General features: G+C 69.9%; 16 protein-coding genes, 1 other RNA gene and 1 pseudogene. 6 read left to right on the top strand and 12 right to left on the bottom strand.

The window, feature by feature from the left end:
- Nucleotides 1–148: 148 nt before the first annotated feature.
- Genes ISN38_RS13690 through ISN38_RS13640 form a run of 11 tightly spaced genes read right to left on the bottom strand, consistent with a single transcriptional unit; the run spans nucleotide 149 to nucleotide 12,941 of the window.
- Entirely contained in the window at nucleotides 149–1,108 is a 960-nt protein-coding gene (locus tag ISN38_RS13690) for a D-alanine--D-alanine ligase (RefSeq protein WP_047325286.1), read from the bottom strand.
- A complete protein-coding gene (gene murC / locus ISN38_RS13685) occupies nucleotides 1,105–2,541 on the bottom strand; it encodes a UDP-N-acetylmuramate--L-alanine ligase (protein ID WP_003465511.1) in 1,437 nt (478 codons plus the stop codon). The genes ISN38_RS13690 and murC overlap by 4 nt, the downstream gene beginning before the upstream one ends.
- Nucleotides 2,538–3,839, bottom strand: a complete 1,302-nt coding sequence (murG, locus tag ISN38_RS13680; RefSeq protein ID WP_058358885.1) for an undecaprenyldiphospho-muramoylpentapeptide beta-N-acetylglucosaminyltransferase — start codon at nucleotides 3,837–3,839, stop codon at nucleotides 2,538–2,540. The genes murC and murG overlap by 4 nt, the downstream gene beginning before the upstream one ends.
- Nucleotides 3,836–5,155 carry a putative lipid II flippase FtsW gene (gene ftsW, locus ISN38_RS13675; RefSeq protein WP_003466110.1) on the bottom strand — a complete coding sequence of 440 codons (1,320 nt, stop codon included), beginning with the start codon at nucleotides 5,153–5,155 and terminating at the stop codon, nucleotides 3,836–3,838. Before ftsW ends, murG begins: the two co-directional genes overlap by 4 nt.
- Nucleotides 5,155–6,240 carry a phospho-N-acetylmuramoyl-pentapeptide-transferase gene (gene mraY, locus ISN38_RS13670; RefSeq protein ID WP_003466111.1) on the bottom strand — a complete coding sequence of 362 codons (1,086 nt, stop codon included), beginning with the start codon at nucleotides 6,238–6,240 and terminating at the stop codon, nucleotides 5,155–5,157. The genes ftsW and mraY overlap by 1 nt, the downstream gene beginning before the upstream one ends.
- Nucleotides 6,230–7,789 carry a UDP-N-acetylmuramoyl-tripeptide--D-alanyl-D-alanine ligase gene (locus ISN38_RS13665; protein WP_003466113.1) on the bottom strand — a complete coding sequence of 520 codons (1,560 nt, stop codon included), beginning with the start codon at nucleotides 7,787–7,789 and terminating at the stop codon, nucleotides 6,230–6,232. The genes mraY and ISN38_RS13665 overlap by 11 nt, the downstream gene beginning before the upstream one ends.
- Nucleotides 7,786–9,279 (bottom strand): UDP-N-acetylmuramoyl-L-alanyl-D-glutamate--2,6-diaminopimelate ligase, encoded by a 1,494-nt coding sequence (locus ISN38_RS13660; RefSeq protein WP_058361774.1) that lies wholly within the window; start codon nucleotides 9,277–9,279, stop codon nucleotides 7,786–7,788. Before ISN38_RS13660 ends, ISN38_RS13665 begins: the two co-directional genes overlap by 4 nt.
- A complete protein-coding gene (locus ISN38_RS13655; RefSeq protein ID WP_058364090.1) occupies nucleotides 9,276–11,141 on the bottom strand; it encodes a peptidoglycan D,D-transpeptidase FtsI family protein in 1,866 nt (621 codons plus the stop codon). The genes ISN38_RS13660 and ISN38_RS13655 overlap by 4 nt, the downstream gene beginning before the upstream one ends.
- Entirely contained in the window at nucleotides 11,138–11,401 is a 264-nt protein-coding gene (gene ftsL, locus ISN38_RS13650) for a cell division protein FtsL (protein ID WP_003466119.1), read from the bottom strand. Before ftsL ends, ISN38_RS13655 begins: the two co-directional genes overlap by 4 nt.
- A complete protein-coding gene (gene rsmH / locus ISN38_RS13645; protein ID WP_047325290.1) occupies nucleotides 11,398–12,525 on the bottom strand; it encodes a 16S rRNA (cytosine(1402)-N(4))-methyltransferase RsmH in 1,128 nt (375 codons plus the stop codon). Before rsmH ends, ftsL begins: the two co-directional genes overlap by 4 nt.
- Nucleotides 12,526–12,539: 14 nt before the next feature.
- A complete protein-coding gene (locus tag ISN38_RS13640; protein ID WP_003466125.1) occupies nucleotides 12,540–12,941 on the bottom strand; it encodes a division/cell wall cluster transcriptional repressor MraZ in 402 nt (133 codons plus the stop codon).
- A gap of 372 nt (nucleotides 12,942–13,313) precedes the next feature.
- Between ISN38_RS13640 and ISN38_RS13635 the strand changes: the two are divergent.
- From ISN38_RS13635 to ISN38_RS13620, 4 genes and pseudogenes are all read left to right on the top strand, one after another.
- A pseudogene (locus ISN38_RS13635) lies at nucleotides 13,314–13,538 on the top strand (NRDE family protein); the annotation flags it as partial.
- Nucleotides 13,539–13,563: 25 nt separating this feature from the next.
- Nucleotides 13,564–13,929, top strand: an RNA gene (gene rnpB, locus ISN38_RS13630) — RNase P RNA component class A.
- 238 nt (nucleotides 13,930–14,167) lie between these two features.
- Nucleotides 14,168–14,296 carry a DUF4160 domain-containing protein gene (locus ISN38_RS13625; protein ID WP_157291310.1) on the top strand — a complete coding sequence of 43 codons (129 nt, stop codon included), beginning with the start codon at nucleotides 14,168–14,170 and terminating at the stop codon, nucleotides 14,294–14,296.
- Entirely contained in the window at nucleotides 14,293–14,757 is a 465-nt protein-coding gene (locus ISN38_RS13620; protein ID WP_003466132.1) for a DUF2442 domain-containing protein, read from the top strand. The genes ISN38_RS13625 and ISN38_RS13620 overlap by 4 nt, the downstream gene beginning before the upstream one ends.
- 79 nt (nucleotides 14,758–14,836) lie before the next feature.
- Here the strand turns inward: ISN38_RS13620 and rsmI are convergent, their stop codons facing one another.
- The gene (gene rsmI, locus ISN38_RS13615; RefSeq protein WP_047325291.1) at nucleotides 14,837–15,661 is read right to left on the bottom strand and encodes a 16S rRNA (cytidine(1402)-2'-O)-methyltransferase; all 825 of its coding nucleotides are present in this window, start codon (nucleotides 15,659–15,661) and stop codon (nucleotides 14,837–14,839) included.
- Between the two features lie 81 nt (nucleotides 15,662–15,742).
- Here rsmI and ISN38_RS13610 point away from each other — a divergent pair, with 81 nt between their 5' ends.
- Together ISN38_RS13610 and ISN38_RS13605 are read left to right on the top strand one after the other, a co-directional pair.
- On the top strand, nucleotides 15,743–17,470 hold the full coding sequence (locus ISN38_RS13610; protein WP_058195557.1) for a penicillin-binding protein activator: 1,728 nt from the start codon (nucleotides 15,743–15,745) through the stop codon (nucleotides 17,468–17,470).
- The gene (locus ISN38_RS13605) at nucleotides 17,460–17,828 is read left to right on the top strand and encodes a YraN family protein (RefSeq protein ID WP_003466143.1); all 369 of its coding nucleotides are present in this window, start codon (nucleotides 17,460–17,462) and stop codon (nucleotides 17,826–17,828) included. Before ISN38_RS13610 ends, ISN38_RS13605 begins: the two co-directional genes overlap by 11 nt.
- Nucleotides 17,829–17,880: the final 52 nt, after the last annotated feature.

Genomic DNA, 17,880 nt, shown 5'->3' with positions numbered 1-17,880 from the left:
TGGCGAACGCCGGGACTCGGGACTCGGGACTCGGGACTCGTAAAAGCGGCGCCCCTGGCGTCAATGCGCGCGCGCTCGATCGGGCGTAGCAGGGCATCCGTTGCGCGCGGCGCTCCGAGTCCCGAGTTCCGAGTCCCGAGTCCCGACCTCACAGCGTCTGCTCCAGCACGCGCCACACCAATTCTTCGAAGCCGATGCCAGCCTGGCGTGCGGCCTTGGGCACCAGCGAGTGGCTGGTCATGCCCGGCGCGGTGTTGGCTTCCAGCAGCGCGAAATCGCCGCTGGCGCCGTCGCGCATCACGTCCACGCGGCCCCAGCCGCGGCAGCCGGCAGCGCGGAACGCGGCCAGCGCCAGCTCGCCGAGCGTGCGCTCGTCTTCGCCGTCCAGGCCCGGGCACAGATACTGCGTGTCCTCGGCCACGTACTTGGCGTGGTAGTCGTACCACTGGCCCTTGGGCACGATGCGGATCGACGGCAACGCGGTGTCGCCGAGGATGGCCACGGTCAGTTCGTCGCCGACGATCATCTGCTCCATCAGCAGTTCGCCGTCGTAGCGGGCGGCCAGCGCCACCGCCTCGTCCAGCTGGGCGGGTTCGAACACCCGGGTCACGCCGACGCTGGAGCCTTCGTTGGCCGGCTTGACGATCACCGGCAGGCCCAACTGGTCGGCGGCGGCATGGATGGCGTCGGCCTGCGCGGTCGCCGCCAGGCGCACATAGCGCGGCGTCGGCAGGCCCAGCGACAGCCACACCTGCTTGGTCCGCACCTTGTCCATGCTCAGCGCCGAACCCAGCACCGGCGAGCCGGTGTAGGACACGCCGAACGCCTCCATCAGGCCCTGCACGATGCCGTCTTCGCCGCCGCCATTGTGGCCGTGCAGCACGTTGAACACGCGATCGAAACGCTTCTCCACCAGCGCCTGCGCCAGCGCCGCAATGCCGTCCACCGCGACCGCATCGACGCCGCACGCGTGCAGCGCCTCGAGCACGTTGCGCCCCGAATCCAGCGACACCTCGCGCTCGCTGGAGGTGCCGCCGAGCAGCACCGCGACGCGGCCGAACACGGCCGGGTCGGTGTGGCGCGACGGCGGGAAAGGCTGCGCGCTCATGACTTGGCTCCGCCGACGAAGCCATCCTGGGCGATGTGCTGGGCGACGTAACCGATGTCGCCCGCACCCATCATCAACAGCAGATCGCCGTCCTGCAGCACGTCCGGCAGCACGTTGCTCAACTCGGCGACCTGCCCGACCACCACCGGCTCGCTGCGCCCGCGCGCACGGATCGCGCGCGCCAGCGAACGCGCATCGGCGCCGGGGATCGGCGCTTCGCCGGCCGGGTAGACTTCGCTGAGCACCAACGCATCCACTTCCGACAGCACCGCGGCAAACGCGTCGAACTGGTCGCGGGTGCGGCTGTAGCGGTGCGGCTGGAACGCGACCACCAGGCGCCTGTCCGGCCAGCCGCCACGCGCGGCGGCGAACACCGCGGCCAGTTCGCGCGGATGGTGGCCGTAGTCGTCGACCAGGCGCACGCGTGCGCCGGCGGCGGTGGTCACTTCGCCCAGATCGTTGAAGCGGCGGCCGATGCCGGCGAAGCTCTGCAACGCACTGGCGATCGCCTCGGGCGCCACGCCCAGCTGCCAGCCGATCGCGGCGGCGGCCAGCGCGTTGAGCACGTTGTGCCGGCCCGGCAATGCCAACGTCACCGGCGTGCTGCTGCCTTCCGGCAGGCGCAGGGTGAAGCGCATGCGCGGGCCGTCCTGGATCACGTCTTCTGCGCGCACGTCGGCGTTTTCGCTGAGGCCGTAGCTCATCACGTGGCGCGGGGTCTTGGCGGCCAGCGCGGCCACTTCCGGATCGTCGATGCACAGCACCGCCAGCCCGTAGAACGGCAGGCGCTGCAGGAATTCGGCAAACGCGGCCTGCACCCGGGCGAAATCGTTGCCGTAATTCTCCAGGTGATCGGCGTCGATGTTGGTGATCACCGAGATCAGCGGATTCAGGCGCAGGAAGCTGCCGTCGCTCTCGTCAGCCTCGGCCACCAGCCACTGGCCGCCGCCGAGCTTGGCGTTGGCGCCAGCGGCGAGCAGCTGCCCGCCGATCACGAAGGTCGGGTCCAGCCCGCCTTCGCTGAGCACCGCCGCGGCCAGGCTGGTGGTGGTGGTCTTGCCGTGGGTGCCGGCCACCGCGATGCCGCGGCGGAAGCGCATCAGCTCGGCCAGCATCGCCGCGCGCGGCATGATCGGGATGCGCTGGCTGCGCGCCTCCATCAGTTCCGGGTTGTCGTCGCGGATCGCGCTGGACACCACCACGCAGTCGGTGCCAAGCACGTTGGCCGCCGAATGCCCGCGCATCACCCGCGCGCCGAGCGTGACCAGGCGCCGCGTCGCCGTGTTGTCGGCGTTGTCCGACCCCGAGACCTCGTAGCCCAGGGTCAGCATGACCTCGGCGATCCCGCTCATGCCGGTGCCGCCGATGCCGACGAAGTGCACGCGCGGGAACGCGCGGACCAGGTCGCCGGTGTCGTGGAGACGCCGAATCATGCGACGCCTCCTGTGGAGGCGGCGGGACTCGGGACCCGGGACTCGGGACTCGGGGGAAGCGGAGCGGCGGCGCTACGCGCCACCCCATTGGAATCGTCTGCTTGCATATGTTTTTGCTCTTGTTCTTGCTGTTGACGAGTCCCGAGTCCCGAGTCCCGAGTCCCGGCTCCATCGAGTCCCGAGTCCCGAGTCCCGGCTTCTTCCAGAATGATGTCCGCGATCCGCTCGGCTGCATCCGGCTTGGCCAGGCTGCGGGCGGCCTCGGCCATCGACAGGCGCCGTGCGGGGTGGCCGAGCAGGTCGCGCAGCACACCCTGCAGGTTGGTCGCCAGGGCATCGTCCTGCTTCAGCAGCACCGCGGCGCCGCGTTCGACCAGGTAGTCGGCGTTGCGGGTCTGGTGGTCGTCGACCGCGGCGGCGAACGGCACCAGCACGCTGCCGATGCCGACCGCGCACAGTTCGGCCAGGGTCGAGGCGCCGGCGCGGCACACGATCAGGTCGGCCCAGGCGTAGGCGGCGGCCATGTCGCCGATGAAGGCTTCGACGCTGGCGGCGACGCCGGCCTCGGCATAGGCCTGGGCCGCTTCGTCGCGCAGTTTCTCGCCGCACTGGTGGCGCACGTCGACCTGCGCGCCGAGCGCGGCCAGTGCGCGCGGCAGCGCCTGGTTCAGCGCGCGCGCGCCCTGGCTGCCGCCGAGCACCAGCAGGCGCACCGCGCCGTTGCGCGCGGCGAAGCGCTGCGCCGGCGGCGCCAGCGCGGCGATCTCGGCGCGCACCGGATTTCCCACCGCTTCCTCACGCGCGGCGAAGCTGCCGGGGAAGCCGGTCAGCACGCGCCGTGCGACGCGCGACAGCACCTTGTTGGTCAGGCCCGGCGCGCGGTTCTGTTCGTGCACCAGCAGCGGCAGTTTCAGCAGGCGCGCGGCGATGCCACCAGGGCCGGCCGCGAAACCGCCGAAGCTGACCACCGCGCGCGGCGCGCGCCGGCGCAGCACGAAGCCGGCGGCGCGGATCGCGCGCATGACCCGCAGCGGCGCGCAGAACAGCGCCAGCAGGCCCTTGCCGCGCAGGCCACCGATCTCGATGGTATCGATCTCGATGCCGTGCTGCGGCACCAACTGCGTCTCCATGCGCCCGGCCGCGCCCAGCCACACCACCGGTACGCCGCGCGCGCGCAGCACCTTGGCCACCGCCAGCGCCGGGAAGATGTGCCCGCCGGTACCGCCAGCGAGGATCATCACCGGGCGCGACGCAACGTCGGTCATAGCGGTGCTGGTCATCGGCACGGACACACTCATCCCAGCCTCCCGAAGGTCGGCTCGACCCGCGGCTGCATGCGGCTGGTGCCGCGCGCCGGGGTACCGGCCTGGATCGCCGCAGCCACCGCGCTGGCGCTGGCCTCGCGTGCGGCCTGCAGGTCTTCGGCGCTGTCCACGGTCTGCTTGACCGGCACCGCGTCGCTGCGCACCTTCGCCACCTGGCGTTCGGCGCGATCGAGTTCGTAGGACACGCGCAGCAGCAGGCCCATCGCCACGCAGGTCATCAGCACACTGGAACCGCCGGCGGAGATCAGCGGCAGGGTCAGGCCCTTGGTCGGCAGGATGCCCAGATTCACGCCGACCGAGACGAAGCTCTGCAAGCTGATCCACAGGCCGATGCCGAAGGCGATATAGCCGGAGAAGTGGCGCTTCATTTCCACGCAGCGCATGCCCAGCCAGAACGCGCGCCCGACCAGCAGCGCGTACAGCGCGATGATCAGGCACACGCCGGTGAAGCCCAGCTCCTCGGCGATCACCGAGAAGATGAAATCGGTATGCGCTTCGGGCAGGTAGTTGAGCTTCTGCACCGAACCGCCCAGGCCGACCCCGAACAGTTCGCCGCGGCCCACCGCCATCAGCGCATTGGACAGCTGGTAGCCGGAGCCGAGCTGGTCGGCCCACGGGTCCAGGAACGAGGTGATGCGGCGCAGGCGGTACGGTTCCAGGATCGCGATGAAGGCGAACACCGGCAGCCCGATCACGATCGGCATCGACATGCGCGGCAGGTTGACCCCGCCCAGCACCAGCATGCCCGCAGTGATCGCCAGCAGCAGCGTGGAAGAACCGAAGTCCGGCTGCATCAGCAGCAGGCCGACCAACGCCACCGCCACGCCCAGCGGCTTGAGCATCGCCGGCCAGGTCGCGTTGACCTCGTCGCGGAAGCGCACCAGGTAGCTGGACAGCCACACGATGTACAGCACCTTGACCGCTTCCACGGTCTGGAACTTGGAGATGCCCAGGTTGATCCAGCGTCGCGCGCCGTTGACGCTGCTGCCCAGGCCGGGCACGAACACCACGATCAGCAGGCCGAAGCAGGCCAGCAGCAGCAGCTGATTGTACTGCTCGATGTTCTTCAGCTCGGTGCGCATGGTCCAGATCGCCAGACCGATGCCGCCGGCCAGGAACAGCATGTGCCGGGTAAGATAATAGAACGGGCTCACGGTCAGCTCGATCGAGCTGGAGCCGACCATCACCACGCCCAGCGAGGCCAGTGCCACCACGGCGCCGAGCAGCCACGGGTCGTAGCGGCCGCCGATGGCCTCGAGTCGGGTTGCCTGGCGCGCGGCGTCGTTCATCAGCGCACCTTCAACGTGGCCAGGCCGACCAGCACCAGCACCACCGAGATGATCCAGAAACGCACGATCACCCGCGGCTCGGGCCAGCCCTTCAGCTCGAAGTGGTGGTGGATCGGCGCCATGCGGAACACGCGCTTGCCGGTGAGCTTGAACGAGGCGACCTGGATCATCACCGACAGCGTCTCGATCACGAACACGCCGCCCATGATCACCAGCACCAGTTCCTGGCGCACGATCACCGCGATGGTGCCGAGCACCGCGCCCAGCGCCAGCGCGCCGATATCGCCCATGAACACCATCGCCGGATAGGTGTTGAACCACAAAAAGCCCAGGCCCGCGCCGGCGATCGCCGCGCAGATGATGATCAGCTCGCCAGCGCCGGGGATCGAAGGAATTTTCAGATAGGCGGAGAACACCGCGTTGCCCGAGGCGTAGGCGAACACGCCCAGCGCACACGCCACCAGCACCGTGGGCATGATCGCCAGCCCGTCCAGGCCGTCGGTCAGGTTGACCGCGTTGGAGAAGCCGACGATCCAGAAGTAGGCGATGGCGACGAAGCTGATCCCGGCCAGCGGCAGCGCGATCGACTTGAACATCGGGATATAGAAGGTGATCGCGGCCGGCACGTCGGCGGTGTAGTACAGACACAGGCCCGCAGCCAGGCCGAAGATCGACTGCAGCAAGTACTTCCAGCGCGACTTCAGCCCGTTGGGGTCGCGGCGCACGATCTTGATCCAGTCGTCGTACCAGCCGATCACGCCGAACGCCAGCATCACCGCCAGCACCAGCCACACGTAGCGGTTGCGCAGGTCGCCCCACAGCAGCACCGACAGCAGCACGGTGATCAGGATCATCGAGCCGCCCATGGTCGGCGTGCCGGCCTTGGAGAAGTGGCTCTGCGGGCCGTCCTGGCGGATCGGCTGGCCGCCCTTGAACTGCGCCAGCTTGCGGATCACCGCCGGCCCCAGCCACAGCGACAGGAACAGCGAGGTCAGCGCCGCGAGGATGCCGCGGAAGGTGAGGTAACCGAACAGCCCGAACAGGCTCTCCAGCTGCTGCAGCCAACGGGACAGTTCAAGCAGCATGCGGCGCCCCCTCTCCCTGCGCCAGCAGCGCGCTGACGATCTTGTCCATGGCGCTGCCGCGCGATCCTTTGACTAGGAGGGTTGCCGGGACTCGGGACTCGGGACTCAGTGAAGCCGGGACTCGGGACTCGGGACTCGGGACTCGTAAAGGCGCAACGCCATCTGCCGCCGCGCCGGTGTTCTCATGCATTTGCTCTGTTTCCTGCTCTTGATCCTGCTCTTCGCGAGTCCCGAGTCCCGAGTCCCGAGTCCCGACCGCGCGGAGGTCCGCACGCAGCGCCGCAATCAACGCCGCATGACTATCGAACACGCGCCCGTTCTCGCCGAAGGCCTGCGCGGCGATGGCGCTCAGCGGGCCGAGCGCGTACAGCCGGGTCAGGCCGGCGTCGCGGGCGCGGCGGCCGCCGCTGGCGTGCAGCGCTTCGGCGCCGTCGCCGAGTTCGCGCATGTCGCCCAGCACCAGCCAGCGTTCGCCGCCGGCCGCGGCCAGCGCGTCGATCGCCGCGGCCAGCGAACCGGGGTTGGCGTTGTAGCTGTCGTCGATCAACACCGCGCCGCCGGGCAGCGTGTGCGCGATCTGCCGGCCCGGCACCGGCTGCACCTGCGCCAGGCCGGCGGCGATCAGCGCCGGCGCGATGTCCAGCGCCAGCGCCAGCGCCGCGGCGGCCAGTGCGTTCATCAGGTTGTGGCGGCCCGGCAGCGGCAGCGTCGCTTCGACCTCGCCGTGCGGGGTGACCAGCACGAACTGCGAGCGATCCGGACCCACCCGCAACTGCGTGGCGGTGACCTCGGCGCTGGCCTGCAGGCCGAAGCGCAGCACGCGCGGGGTCGGTGCCAGCAGACGCTGTTCGAACCACCGCCCGAACGCGTCGTCGGCATTGATCACCGCGGTACCGTCGGCCGGCAGCGCGGCATAGATCGCGCCCTTGGTCTGCGCGACGCCAAGCAGGCTGCCCATGCGCTCCAGGTGCGCCGCGGCGACGTTGTTCACCAGCGCCGCGTGCGGAGCGACGATGTCGGTCAGGTAGGCGATGTCGCCCGGCTTGCCGGCGCCCATTTCGTAGATCGCGTAGTCGGCCGCGTCCGGCGCTTCGATCACCGCCAGCGGGAGGCCGATCTCGTTGTTGCGGTTGCCGGGATTGGCGTAGACGCTGCCACCGTTCACCCGGCAGGCGTGCTGCAGGATCGCCAGCAGCAGCGCCTTGACGCTGGTCTTGCCGTTGCTGCCGGTGATCGCGGCCACGCGCGTGGCGCGGCCGCGCTGCATGCCGGCGGCGATCCGCGCCAGTGCCAGTTGGGTGTCGGCGACCAGGATCTGCGGCAGTTCGCTGTGCGGCTGCAGCAATTCCACCAGCAGCGCGCTGGCGCCGCGCGCGGCGGCATCGGCGACGAAATCATGGCCGTCGAAACGCTCGCCGCGCAGCGCCACGTACAGGCTGCCCGGCGCCAGCGTGCGGGTGTCGTGGGCGATCGCATCGATCGCCACGTCGTCGCCATGCAGCTCGGCGCCGGCCCAATGCGCGATCATCGACAGCGGCAGGCGCTTCATCGTGCGCGCTCCATGAAACCAGCAGCGCGCGCCTGCAGCGCCTGCGCAGCGATCTCGGTGTCGTCGAACGGATGCTGGATGCCGGCGATGTCCTGGTACGGCTCGTGGCCCTTGCCGGCGATCAGTACGATGTCGTCGGGGCCGGCTTCGGCCACGGCCAGGGCGATGGCCTGCGCGCGATCGCGCTGCACGCGCACCGCCTGCAGGTCGGTGAAGCCGGCCAGGATGTCGGCGACGATGCGATCGCCATCCTCGCCGCGCGGATTGTCGTCGGTGACGATCACCGCGTCGGCCAGGCGCTGCGCGATCGCCGCCATCTGCGGGCGCTTGCCGGTGTCGCGCTCGCCACCGCAGCCGAACACGCACAGCAGGCGGCCGTGCGCATGGCCGCGCAGGCTGTCCAGCGCCTGCTCCAGCGCGTCCGGGGTATGCGCGTAGTCGATCACCAGCAGCGGCTGCGCGTCGCGGCCGCCGAGGCGGTTCATGCGCCCGCGGATCGGCTGCAGCTGCGACAGCGTCGCGGCGATGCGCGCCGGCGCAACGTCCAGCGCGTGCAGTACGCCGGCCACGGCCAGCAGGTTGTCCACGTTGAAGCGGCCGAGCAGCGGCGACTGCACCGGATGGCATGCGCCGTCGATCAGCAGGTCGAAACCGATGCCGCGCGCGTCCAGGCGCAGCGCTTCGCCGCGCAGCGTGGCGCCGGCCTGGCCGCGCGAGCTGATGCCGATGCGGCGCAGCGCCGGGTCCAGCGTCGCCAGCAGGTCGCCGCCGAACGCGTCGTCGAGATTGACCACCGCCGCCTTCAGCCCCGGCGTGGCGAACAGGCGCGCCTTGGCCGCGCCGTAGCCGGCCATGTCGCCGTGGTAATCCAGATGATCGCGGGTGAGATTGGTGAACACCGCAACGTCGAAGTGCACCGCATCGACGCGGCCCTGGTCCAGCGCGTGCGAACTCACTTCCATCGCCACCGCCTGCGCGCCGGCGTCGCGCAGCTGGGCCAGTAGCGCATGCGTCTGCAGCACTAACGGGGTGGTGAAACCTGTCGGCACCACGGCGCCGTACAGGCCGACGCCGAGCGTGCCGATGCTGCCGCTGCGCGTGCCCAGGCACTGCCAGGCCTGCGCCAGCAACTGCACGGTGGACGTCTTGCCGTTGGTGCCGGTGACCCCGACCATGGCCATCGTCTGCGACGGATGGCCATGGAACTGGTCGGCCATCGCGCCCATGCGCGCGCGCAGGCCCGGCACCGCGATCGCGTCGGCCGGGGCCGGCAATTCGGCCGGCGCCGGCGGTTCGAACAGGATCGCCGCCGCGCCATTGGCGCGCGCCTGCGCGACGAAGCCCAACCCATGCGCGCCGAACCCGGCGATCGCCACGAACGCATCGCCTGCGTGCACGGCGCGGCTGTCCATGACAAGCCCGGACACCTGCACGTCGCGCGCCAACGCCAGATCCGGCAGCAGCTGCGACAGCGGCAGCGCGCGGCTCACTGGCGGGTCTCCTGCACCGGCACCGGCGGCGCGGCCGGCAGCGGCGCGACGGCGCGCACGCTCGGCAGCGCCGCTTCCACTTCGGCGGCGGCATCGGGCACCAGCGCCGGGTCCGGCTCCACCGGCACCGGCGGCGGCGCATGCCCGCTCTTGCCGGCGGCCTGCGCCGCCAGCCACGCCTGGATGTCGTCCGGCGGCACGTCCATCAGCCGCAGCGCGCCTTCCATCACGTTGTGGAACACCGGCGCCGAGACCAGGCCGCCGTAGTACTTGGCGCCCTGTGGATCGTTGATCACGATGACCGTGGCGAAGCGCGGATTGCTGGCCGGCACCAGGCCGGCGAACAGCGCGTTGTAGTGGCCGCGGATATAGCCGCCGGGACCGTTCAGGCGCGCGGTACCTGTCTTGCCGGCGACATGGTAGCCGAGGATCGCCGCGCCCTTGGCGCCGCCCTGGGTCACCACGGTTTCCATCATCGTCACCACTTCCTTGGCGATCGCCGGGCTCAGCACGCCCTTGGTTTCTTCGTGCTGCCCCTTGATGAAGGTCGGCGTCACCAGCTTGCCGCCGTTGCCGAGCGCGCAGTAGGCGCGCGCGATCTGCAGCGGCGTCACCGACAGGCCGTAGCCGTAGGACATGGTGGTCTTGGACGAGCCGCTCCAGCGTCCCGGCGGCGGCAGCACGCCGGCCGATTCGCCGGGGAAGCCGCTGTGCGGGGCGCTGCCGTAGCCGTAGCTGTGGATCTGGTCGTAGAAGGTCTGGTCCGGCAGCTTGGCGCCGATCTTGGCCGCGCCGATGTTGGAACTGCGGGTGATCACCCCGGTCACGGTCAGCACGCCGTTGTTGCGCGGCACGTCCTTGATGGTGAAGCGACCGACCGCCATGTAGCCCGGGTTGGTGTCGATCAGCGTGTCCTTGGTCACCACCCCGGCCTTCAGCGCGGTGGAGATGGTCAGCGGCTTCATCGTCGAACCCGGCTCGACCAGGTCGGTGACCGCGCGGTTGCGGCGCGCATCGGAATTGACCCCGGTGACCGAGTTCGGGTTGTAGGTCGGCAGGTTGACCATGGCCATGATCTCGCCGGTGGCCACGTCCATCACCACGATCGAACCGCCGGCAGCGTTGTTCTGCGCCAACGCGTTGCGCAATTCCTTGTAGGCCAGGAACTGGATGCGGCGATCGATGCTGAGGGTCAGGTCCTTGCCCGGCTCGGCCGGCTTGACCAGGTCGATGCTCTCCACGATCGCGCCCTTGCGGTCGCGGATCACGCGCTTGGAGCCGGGCTTGCCGCGCAGCCATTCGTCGTACGCCAGCTCCAGCCCTTCCTGGCCGCGGTCGTCGATGTTGGTGAAGCCGAGCACGTGCGCCATCGCTTCGCCCTGCGGGTAGAAGCGGCGGAACTCGCGCTGCGAGAACACGCCCGGGATGCCCAGCGCGACCACCGCATGCGCCTTGTCCGGATTGATCCGGCGCTTGAGGTACATGAACTCCTTGTCCGACTTCTGCGACAGCTTGGCGGTCAGTTCGTCGCTGGGCAGTTCCAGCGCCTGCGCCAGTTGCGGAATGCGGTCGGGATTGCGCAGCAGCTCCTGCGGATTGACCCAGATCGACTCCACCGGCGTGGACACCGCCAGCGGCTCGCCGTTGCGGTCGGTGATCATGCCGCGCGAGGTGGCGATCGGCAGCTCGCGCAGGTAGCGCGCCTCGCCCTGGCGCTGGTAGAAATCGCTGTTGATGATCTGCACGTAGGCGGCGCGGCCGATCAGGGTGACCGAGCACAGGCTCAGCGCCGCACCGACCAGCACCAGCCGGCCACGGAGATTGAAGTTGCTGCGCGGGCGATTGCGGCCGGCCTTGCTCATGGCCGTACCACCACGATGTCGCCGGTTTCCGGGAACTTCATGCCCAGCCGCTCGCGCGAGACCTGATCGACGCGATTGCTTTCCGCCCAGGTCGCCTGCTCCAGCTGCAGCCGGCCGAATTCGATGTTCAACTCGTCGCGGTTGTGTTCCAGCCGCGACAGCTCGACAAACAGCTGACGATGGCGATGGCGCATGTACACCACCCCGATCGCCGAGGCGATGGTACAGGCGAGCAGGACGATTAGAAGGAGGCGGCTCATGGCGCGCTCCTGTGGAGCTGCGCCGGGACTGGGCACTCGGGAGTCGGGACTCGGAAAAAGCCCGACCCGCACACCGGCCGATCACTGCTGCTGTTGCTTCTATCGGGTCCCGAGTCTCTGGTCCCGAGTCCCGAGCTCTTGTCGAGTCCCGAGTCCCGAGTCCCGAGTCCCGCCAGTTTCTCAGCCACCCGCAACACCGCACTACGCGCCCGCGGATTACCGGCCAGTTCGTCGGTATCGGCCTTGATCGCGCCGCCGTGCAGGTGCAGGGTCGGCACGAACGGCTGCGCTTCGGGCAGGCGGCGGTTGCTCGGCGGGGCCTTGGCGTGGCGGTTCATGAACTGCTTGACGATGCGGTCTTCCAGCGAGTGGAAGCTGATCACCGCCAGGCGGCCGCCCGGCTTGAGCCTGGCCAGGGCTGCGTCGAGCCCGGCTTCGAGGTCGGCCAGTTCGCGGTTGATGTGGATGCGGATCGCCTGGAAGCTGCGCGTGGCCGGATGGGTCTTGCTGTCGCCGCGCGGCATCACGCTGGCGATCAGTTCGGCCAGCTGCGCGGTGCGGGTCAGCGGCTGCTCGGCGCGGCGCGCCACGATCGCGCGGGCGATGCGCCGGCTCTGGCGTTCGTCGCCATAGGTCCACAGCACGTCGGCGATGGCGCGCTCGTCGGCGCGCGCCAGCCACTGCGCGGCGCTCTCGCCGGCGTCCGGGTCCATGCGCATGTCCAGCGGGCCGTCCTTGCCGAACGAGAAACCGCGCTCGGCCACGTCCAGCTGCGGCGAGGACACGCCCAGGTCGAACAGCACCCCGTCCAGCTCGGCGGCGGCGTCCCATTGCCCCAATTCGGCGAAGCTGCCGCGGCGGATGCGCACGCGCGCGTCGTCACCGAACGCAAGTTCGGCTACGGCGATCGCCTCGGGATCCTTGTCCATCAACAGCAGCCGGCCTCCTGGGCCGAGTTTGTGAAGCACCCCGCGCGCGTGTCCGCCACGCCCGAACGTGCCATCCAGATAGATTCCGTCTTCGATCACCTGCAGCCCGTCCATGACCTGCGCGAACAGCACCGGCACATGCGCCGCCGGCGGTTGCGACACCGGAAGGTGACCGGCCTGCGCCTGTCCGCGCATCCGGACACCCCGGCTCACAACTTCAAATCGAGCAATCCATCGCCCAGATCCTCATCAGACAATGTCTGCTGGATCAGTGCGCGATGAGCCTGCTCGCTCCATAGTTCGAACTTGTCGCCCATGCCCAACAGCACGGCGCGCTTTTCGATGCCCACCGCAGCGCGGTGGCTCGGCGGGATGGTGATGCGGCTGTTGGCGTCCAGCTCCAGCGCGGCCGAGGAACCCACCAGCTTCTGCTGCAGGACCCGCACCACGCGCTGGGTGTTGGGCTTGGCCATGACGTCGTCACGGACCCGCTCCCATTCCTTTTCCGCGTACAGCCACAGGCACCCGGCTTCGAACGGGTTGTAGGTCAGCACCAGCCGATTGCCGCTCGCACGCACGACGAGGTCGCGGTACGCGGTGGGAACCGCCATACGCCCCTTGTCGTCTACTGTGATTGCGGTCTCGCCCTGAAACACGACGCCTACACCTTTTCAAATCCGCCTGGACGGTCATTGAACCACGAAAAACCACAAAAAACCCGGTTTCCCCTCGAGTACCCACCTTAGCAGCGCCCGAAAGGTTGTCAACAACTTTGCGAGCGATAAATCGCCAGCCACATCAATGGCTTGCGCCATTCTTTAGAGACTTGTTCAAAGCTTATCCACAAGTTGCTGTTTCATCTCATATTTTGAGATTGAGCGGAAATTCAGCCCTGTGCACAAGGCGTTAAGACAGCGGCCAGCTGCCAGGCCCGCTCCGGACCGCCTCGCATGCCACTGCGCAAAGCCGCACAATCCCGGCCCATGTGCCTGGCCGCCCTCGCCCTCCACTCGCACCCGTGCTGGCGCCTGCTGCTGGTCGGCAACCGCGACGAATTCCATGCCCGCCCGACTGCGCCGCTGCAGCGCTGGGCGGCGCCGGCACAGCGGGCGCTGGCCGGGCGCGATCTGCGTTCCGGCGGCAGTTGGGTGGGCCTGGACGATGCCGGCCGCTGCAGCGTGGTCACCAACGTGCGCGGCGCGGTGGCGCCGCACATGCGACAATAGGTACGGCGGAGTCGGCCAGACAGTCGCGTCATCCCGGTGCATTTCGGTGCAGCGGGGTGCCGAGGAAAGTCCGGGCTCCATAGGGCAAGGTGCCAGGTAACGCCTGGGCGGCGCGAGCCGACGGAAAGTGCAACAGAAAGATACCGCCTAAGTCTGCGCAAGCAGACCGGTAAGGGTGAAATGGTGCGGTAAGAGCGCACCGCGAGTCCGGTAACGGACCGGTACGGCAAACCCCACCTGGAGCAAGACCAAATAGGGACCTCATGGCGCTGCCCGCGTCGGGTCCGGGTAGGTTGCTGGAGCGCCGCGGTGACGCGGCGCCTAGAAGAATGACTGTCCACGACAGAACCCGGCTTATCGGCCGGCTCCGCCACTTTCTCAAAAATCTCCAGACGCCCGGCAGACTCCCGGGTTCGGAGGCGTTGGGCCTGGCTGTGACGAAGCCGACACACGCGCCCGGGACGGCCCCACCCCGATTGCGCCGATGCAATGGTTGCACTATTTGGGACCGTGCCGACCATCGTCCGTTTCGCCAGCAGCGACGTCACGCTGTACGCAGCCGACCACTTTCCACTCCATTCCACGTCCGCACCAAGGATGGTCGAGAAGCCTTGACCGTCATCGAAACCCTTGCGGTTCTCTCCGGCCACCTGAGCCGGCGCGAGCTGAGTGCGGCACTGGAATGGGCCGCCGCGAACAAGGCCGCCTGCGTCACCCGATGGCAGGAGTTGAATCCATGAACCAGCCTCAATTCGTCATTACCCAGGTGAAGGCCATCGCAACCGGCGAACTTGCGTTGACCTTCGCCGACGGCTTCGCCTGCATGGTCGATGTAAGCGAAGTCCTGGCCTCACCCCCTTCCCTGAAGCAGGCGCGGATGCCGCATGTGTTCTGCAAGGTCTCGCTCGACGAATGGAAACGCGGCGTCATCTTCGGCGGCAACGATGACCTGGCACTCGCCAGCGACAACCTACGGGCCCTCGCCATCGAGCAGGCCGGCGACTACTCGCACCAGCAGGTCCTCGCCTGGATGCATCGCCACGACCTGACGCTGGATTCGGCCGCTGCGGTATTGGGCGTGAGCCGGCGCATGCTGGCCTATTACCGCAGCGGCGAGAAGCCCATCCCCAGGAGCATCGGGTTGGCGATGCTGGGATGGGAAGCCGAACAAGCAGGGTTCCGCTGCCCGGCAGTGGCCTGACAGCGCATGCGCCCGGAAACGGCAGATGCGCGATTACCCGCTGCAGGCCGGCCGGCATGCGCTCGGTGTTGCGGCCGTCTCAGCCCCCGTACAAGGCCTTGCGCGGCGCCCCGGTGATCTCCGCGGCCAGCTTGGCGGCGGTGGACGGCGGCAGATGCGCGCTGAGCGTGGCGTAGACGCGGCGGCCCTCGGTCAGTTGCGCGTCGGCATCGTCGCCGGCGCCCTGCACGATCAGCACGAACTCGCCCTTGCGCTGGTTGGCGTCGGCTTCCACCCGCGCCTGCAGCGCGGCCAGGCTGCCGTCAAGCACGGTCTCGAACAGCTTGGTCAGCTCGCGCGCCAGCACAGCCGGGCGCGCGTCGCCGAACGCGGCGCGGCAGTCGGCCAGGGACTCGACGATGCGGTGCGCCGATTCATAGAACACCAAAGTGCGCGGCTCGCCGGCCAGCCGCGCCAGGCGCTCGCGGCGGCCGGAAGCCTTGGCCGGCAGGAAGCCCTCGAAGCTGAAACGGTCGCTGGGCAGGCCGGCCACGCTGAGCGCGGCGATCGCCGCGCAGGCGCCGGGGACCGGGCTGACCCGCACCCCGGCCTCGCGCGCGGCGCGGACCAGCCGGTAGCCAGGGTCGCTGACCAGCGGGGTGCCGGCGTCGCTGATCAGGGCCAGCGACTCGCCGCCGAGCAGGCGCGCGACGATGCGCTGCGCCAGCGCGTCCTCGTTGTGCTCGTGCAGCGCGAGCAGCGGCCTGTCGATGCCGAAATGCGCCAGCAGCTGGCCGCTGCGGCGGGTGTCCTCGGCGCAGATCGCGGCGACCGCGCGCAGCACCTCCTGCGCGCGCGGCGTCAGGTCGGCAAGATTGCCGATCGGCGTGGCGACGACATGCAGGGTTCCGGGCTGGGCGCTCATCTACGGCTTTCCATGGTCAAGGGTAGAATCGTAGCGGTTTTCCCCGGCGCGCCCAGGCGTGCCCTGCCGAATGGACCAGAAATGAACAAGCGATTCGCAAGGATTTCCGCCCTGGCGCTGCTGGCGCTGCTGTTCGCCGGTTGCGCCACCACCAGCGTGACGCAGAGCGCGTCGTCGCCGGCCCAGTCCGCGGCGCTGCTGCTGCTGGAGCGGGGCCAGCCGCGGGAAGCGGCGCTGCAGCTGGAGGCGCAGGCCGCCGCCGCCGCCGGCAGCGAGCGCAACCAGTTGCTGGCCGATGCCGCCTTCGCCTGGTACGAGAGCGGCGACGCCGCGCGCGCGCGCAGCCTGGCCGCGCAGGTGCAGCCGCGCCAGCTGTCGGGCCTGAGCAAGGTGCGGCTGGCCCTGGTCAACGCCGAGCTTGCCCTGGTCGACCGCCAGCCGGCGCAGGCGCTGCAGGCGCTGGGCAGCGATCCGCAGGCGGTGCCGCAGAACCTGCGCGCGCGCTGGCACCTGGCCCGCGCGCAGGCGCTGGAAGGCACCGGCGACGCCACCGCGGCGCTGGACGAACGCGCCCGCGCCGACATCGGCCTGACCGGCCAGGCGCGCAGCGACAACCAGCGCGCCATCGTGCGCCAGCTGGCGGCCTTGGACGACGCCACCCTGAAGGCGCGCGCCGCCGCGCTGCCGGCCGGCGACCCGCTGTACAACTTCGCCGGGCGCGCGCTGATCAGCCGCGGCCTGGCGCTGCCGCATCCGTTCGACCGCGGCGAGCAGTGGGGCTTCGACACCAGCAAGCGGCCGCCGGCCGAGCGCGACGGCTACCGTCCGCCGGCCAAGCTGGCGGTGCTGCTGCCGCTGAGCGGCACCCTGGCAAACGTTGCCGCGCCGGTGCGCGACGGCCTGCTGGCCGGCTACTACGGCGAGACCCGGCGCCGTCCGGAGATCGACTTCATCGACACCACCGGCACCGCGGCCGGCGCGCTGGCCGCCTACCAGAAGGCGATCGACGGCGGTGCCGACTTCGTGGTTGGCCCGCTCGGCCGCGACGAGGTCAGCGCGCTGTTCGCGCGCGACGCGCTGCCGGTGCCGCTGCTGGCACTGAATCGCGGCACCAGCACACCGCCGGCCGGCAACGCCGGCTTCTCGCTGGCGCCGGAAGACGACGGCATCGCCGCCGCCGAGTACCTGCTGGCACACGAGCGCCGCAATGCGCTGGTGGTCGGCAGCAACGACGACAACGGCCGCCGCGCGGTGGCCGCGTTTCGCGAGCGCTTCAGCGAGCGCGGCGGCAAGGTCGCCGCCAGCGTCAGCGTGGCCGAAGTGCCGGGCGATGTCGGCGCGCAGCTGCGCAACGCCAGCGCCGCCGATGCGGTGTTCCTGGCGGTGAAGGGCAGCACCGCGCGCGCGCTGGCGCCGCAACTGGCGCTGGCCGGTTTCGCCGGCAAGAGCCGGGTGGCGACCTCGCAGCTGGTGCTGGGCACCGGCAAGCCGGAGGACGACCTGGTGCTGGATGGCATCGCCTACCCGAGCGAACTGTGGAACGTGCGCGGCGTCGGCGGCCTGCCGGCGGCGAGCAGCGTGGCCGAAACCCTGCCGACCGCGCGCGGCCAGGCCGCACGCCTGTTCGCGTTCGGCTACGACGCCTGGCAGATCAGCGCCTACCTGGAGAAGCTCGCCACCGGCGCCGAGGCCAACCTGCGCGGCGCCACCGGCGTGCTGCACCTGGACGGCTTCGGCAACATCCTGCGCACCCCGGCCTGGTCCACCTTCAGCGGCGGCCGCGCGACGCCGCTGCCCGATGGGCGTTGACCGCCGGCAACGCGGCAACGACGTGGAAGCGGCGGCGCGCGCCGAACTGGAGCGCGCCGGCCTGCAGCTGATCGCCGCCAACGTCGCCTACCGCGGCGGCGAACTGGACCTGGTGATGCAGCAGGCGCAGTGCCTGGTGTTCGTCGAGGTGCGCTACCGACGCAACGACGCGTTCGGCGGCGGCGCCGCCTCGGTCGACCGGCGCAAGCGTCGCCGGCTGGTGGTGGCTGCGCAGCTATTTCTGGCCGCGCATCCGCACTACGCCAACTGGCCGTGCCGTTTCGACGTGGTCGAGGCCGAAGGCGAACCGCCACGGCTGACCTGGCTGCGCGATGCGTTCCGCGCCGACGACTGCTGACGTGCCCAGGGCGTGCCATCCATGCCCAAGCAGGTCGCGCCGCGCTTGCGCA

Origin of the sequence: Xanthomonas translucens pv. undulosa (assembly GCF_017301775.1) — a bacterium.
GTDB classification, from domain to species: domain Bacteria; phylum Pseudomonadota; class Gammaproteobacteria; order Xanthomonadales; family Xanthomonadaceae; genus Xanthomonas_A; species Xanthomonas_A translucens.
This window is presented reverse-complemented; position numbering and strand designations above follow the sequence as displayed.

Coding starts and splice junctions, on each gene's coding strand:
- ISN38_RS13690 (WP_047325286.1), bottom strand. CDS start 1,108: ATGAGCGCGCAGCCTTTCCCGCCGTCGCGCCACACCGACCCGGCCGTG.
- murC (WP_003465511.1), bottom strand. CDS start 2,541: ATGATTCGGCGTCTCCACGACACCGGCGACCTGGTCCGCGCGTTCCCG.
- murG (WP_058358885.1), bottom strand. CDS start 3,839: ATGAGTGTGTCCGTGCCGATGACCAGCACCGCTATGACCGACGTTGCG.
- ftsW (WP_003466110.1), bottom strand. CDS start 5,155: ATGAACGACGCCGCGCGCCAGGCAACCCGACTCGAGGCCATCGGCGGC.
- mraY (WP_003466111.1), bottom strand. CDS start 6,240: ATGCTGCTTGAACTGTCCCGTTGGCTGCAGCAGCTGGAGAGCCTGTTC.
- ISN38_RS13665 (WP_003466113.1), bottom strand. CDS start 7,789: ATGAAGCGCCTGCCGCTGTCGATGATCGCGCATTGGGCCGGCGCCGAG.
- ISN38_RS13655 (WP_058364090.1), bottom strand. CDS start 11,141: ATGAGCAAGGCCGGCCGCAATCGCCCGCGCAGCAACTTCAATCTCCGT.
- ftsL (WP_003466119.1), bottom strand. CDS start 11,401: ATGAGCCGCCTCCTTCTAATCGTCCTGCTCGCCTGTACCATCGCCTCG.
- rsmH (WP_047325290.1), bottom strand. CDS start 12,525: ATGCGCGGACAGGCGCAGGCCGGTCACCTTCCGGTGTCGCAACCGCCG.
- ISN38_RS13640 (WP_003466125.1), bottom strand. CDS start 12,941: ATGGCGGTTCCCACCGCGTACCGCGACCTCGTCGTGCGTGCGAGCGGC.
- ISN38_RS13620 (WP_003466132.1), top strand. CDS start 14,293: ATGAACCAGCCTCAATTCGTCATTACCCAGGTGAAGGCCATCGCAACC.
- rsmI (WP_047325291.1), bottom strand. CDS start 15,661: ATGAGCGCCCAGCCCGGAACCCTGCATGTCGTCGCCACGCCGATCGGC.
- ISN38_RS13610 (WP_058195557.1), top strand. CDS start 15,743: ATGAACAAGCGATTCGCAAGGATTTCCGCCCTGGCGCTGCTGGCGCTG.
- ISN38_RS13605 (WP_003466143.1), top strand. CDS start 17,460: ATGGGCGTTGACCGCCGGCAACGCGGCAACGACGTGGAAGCGGCGGCG.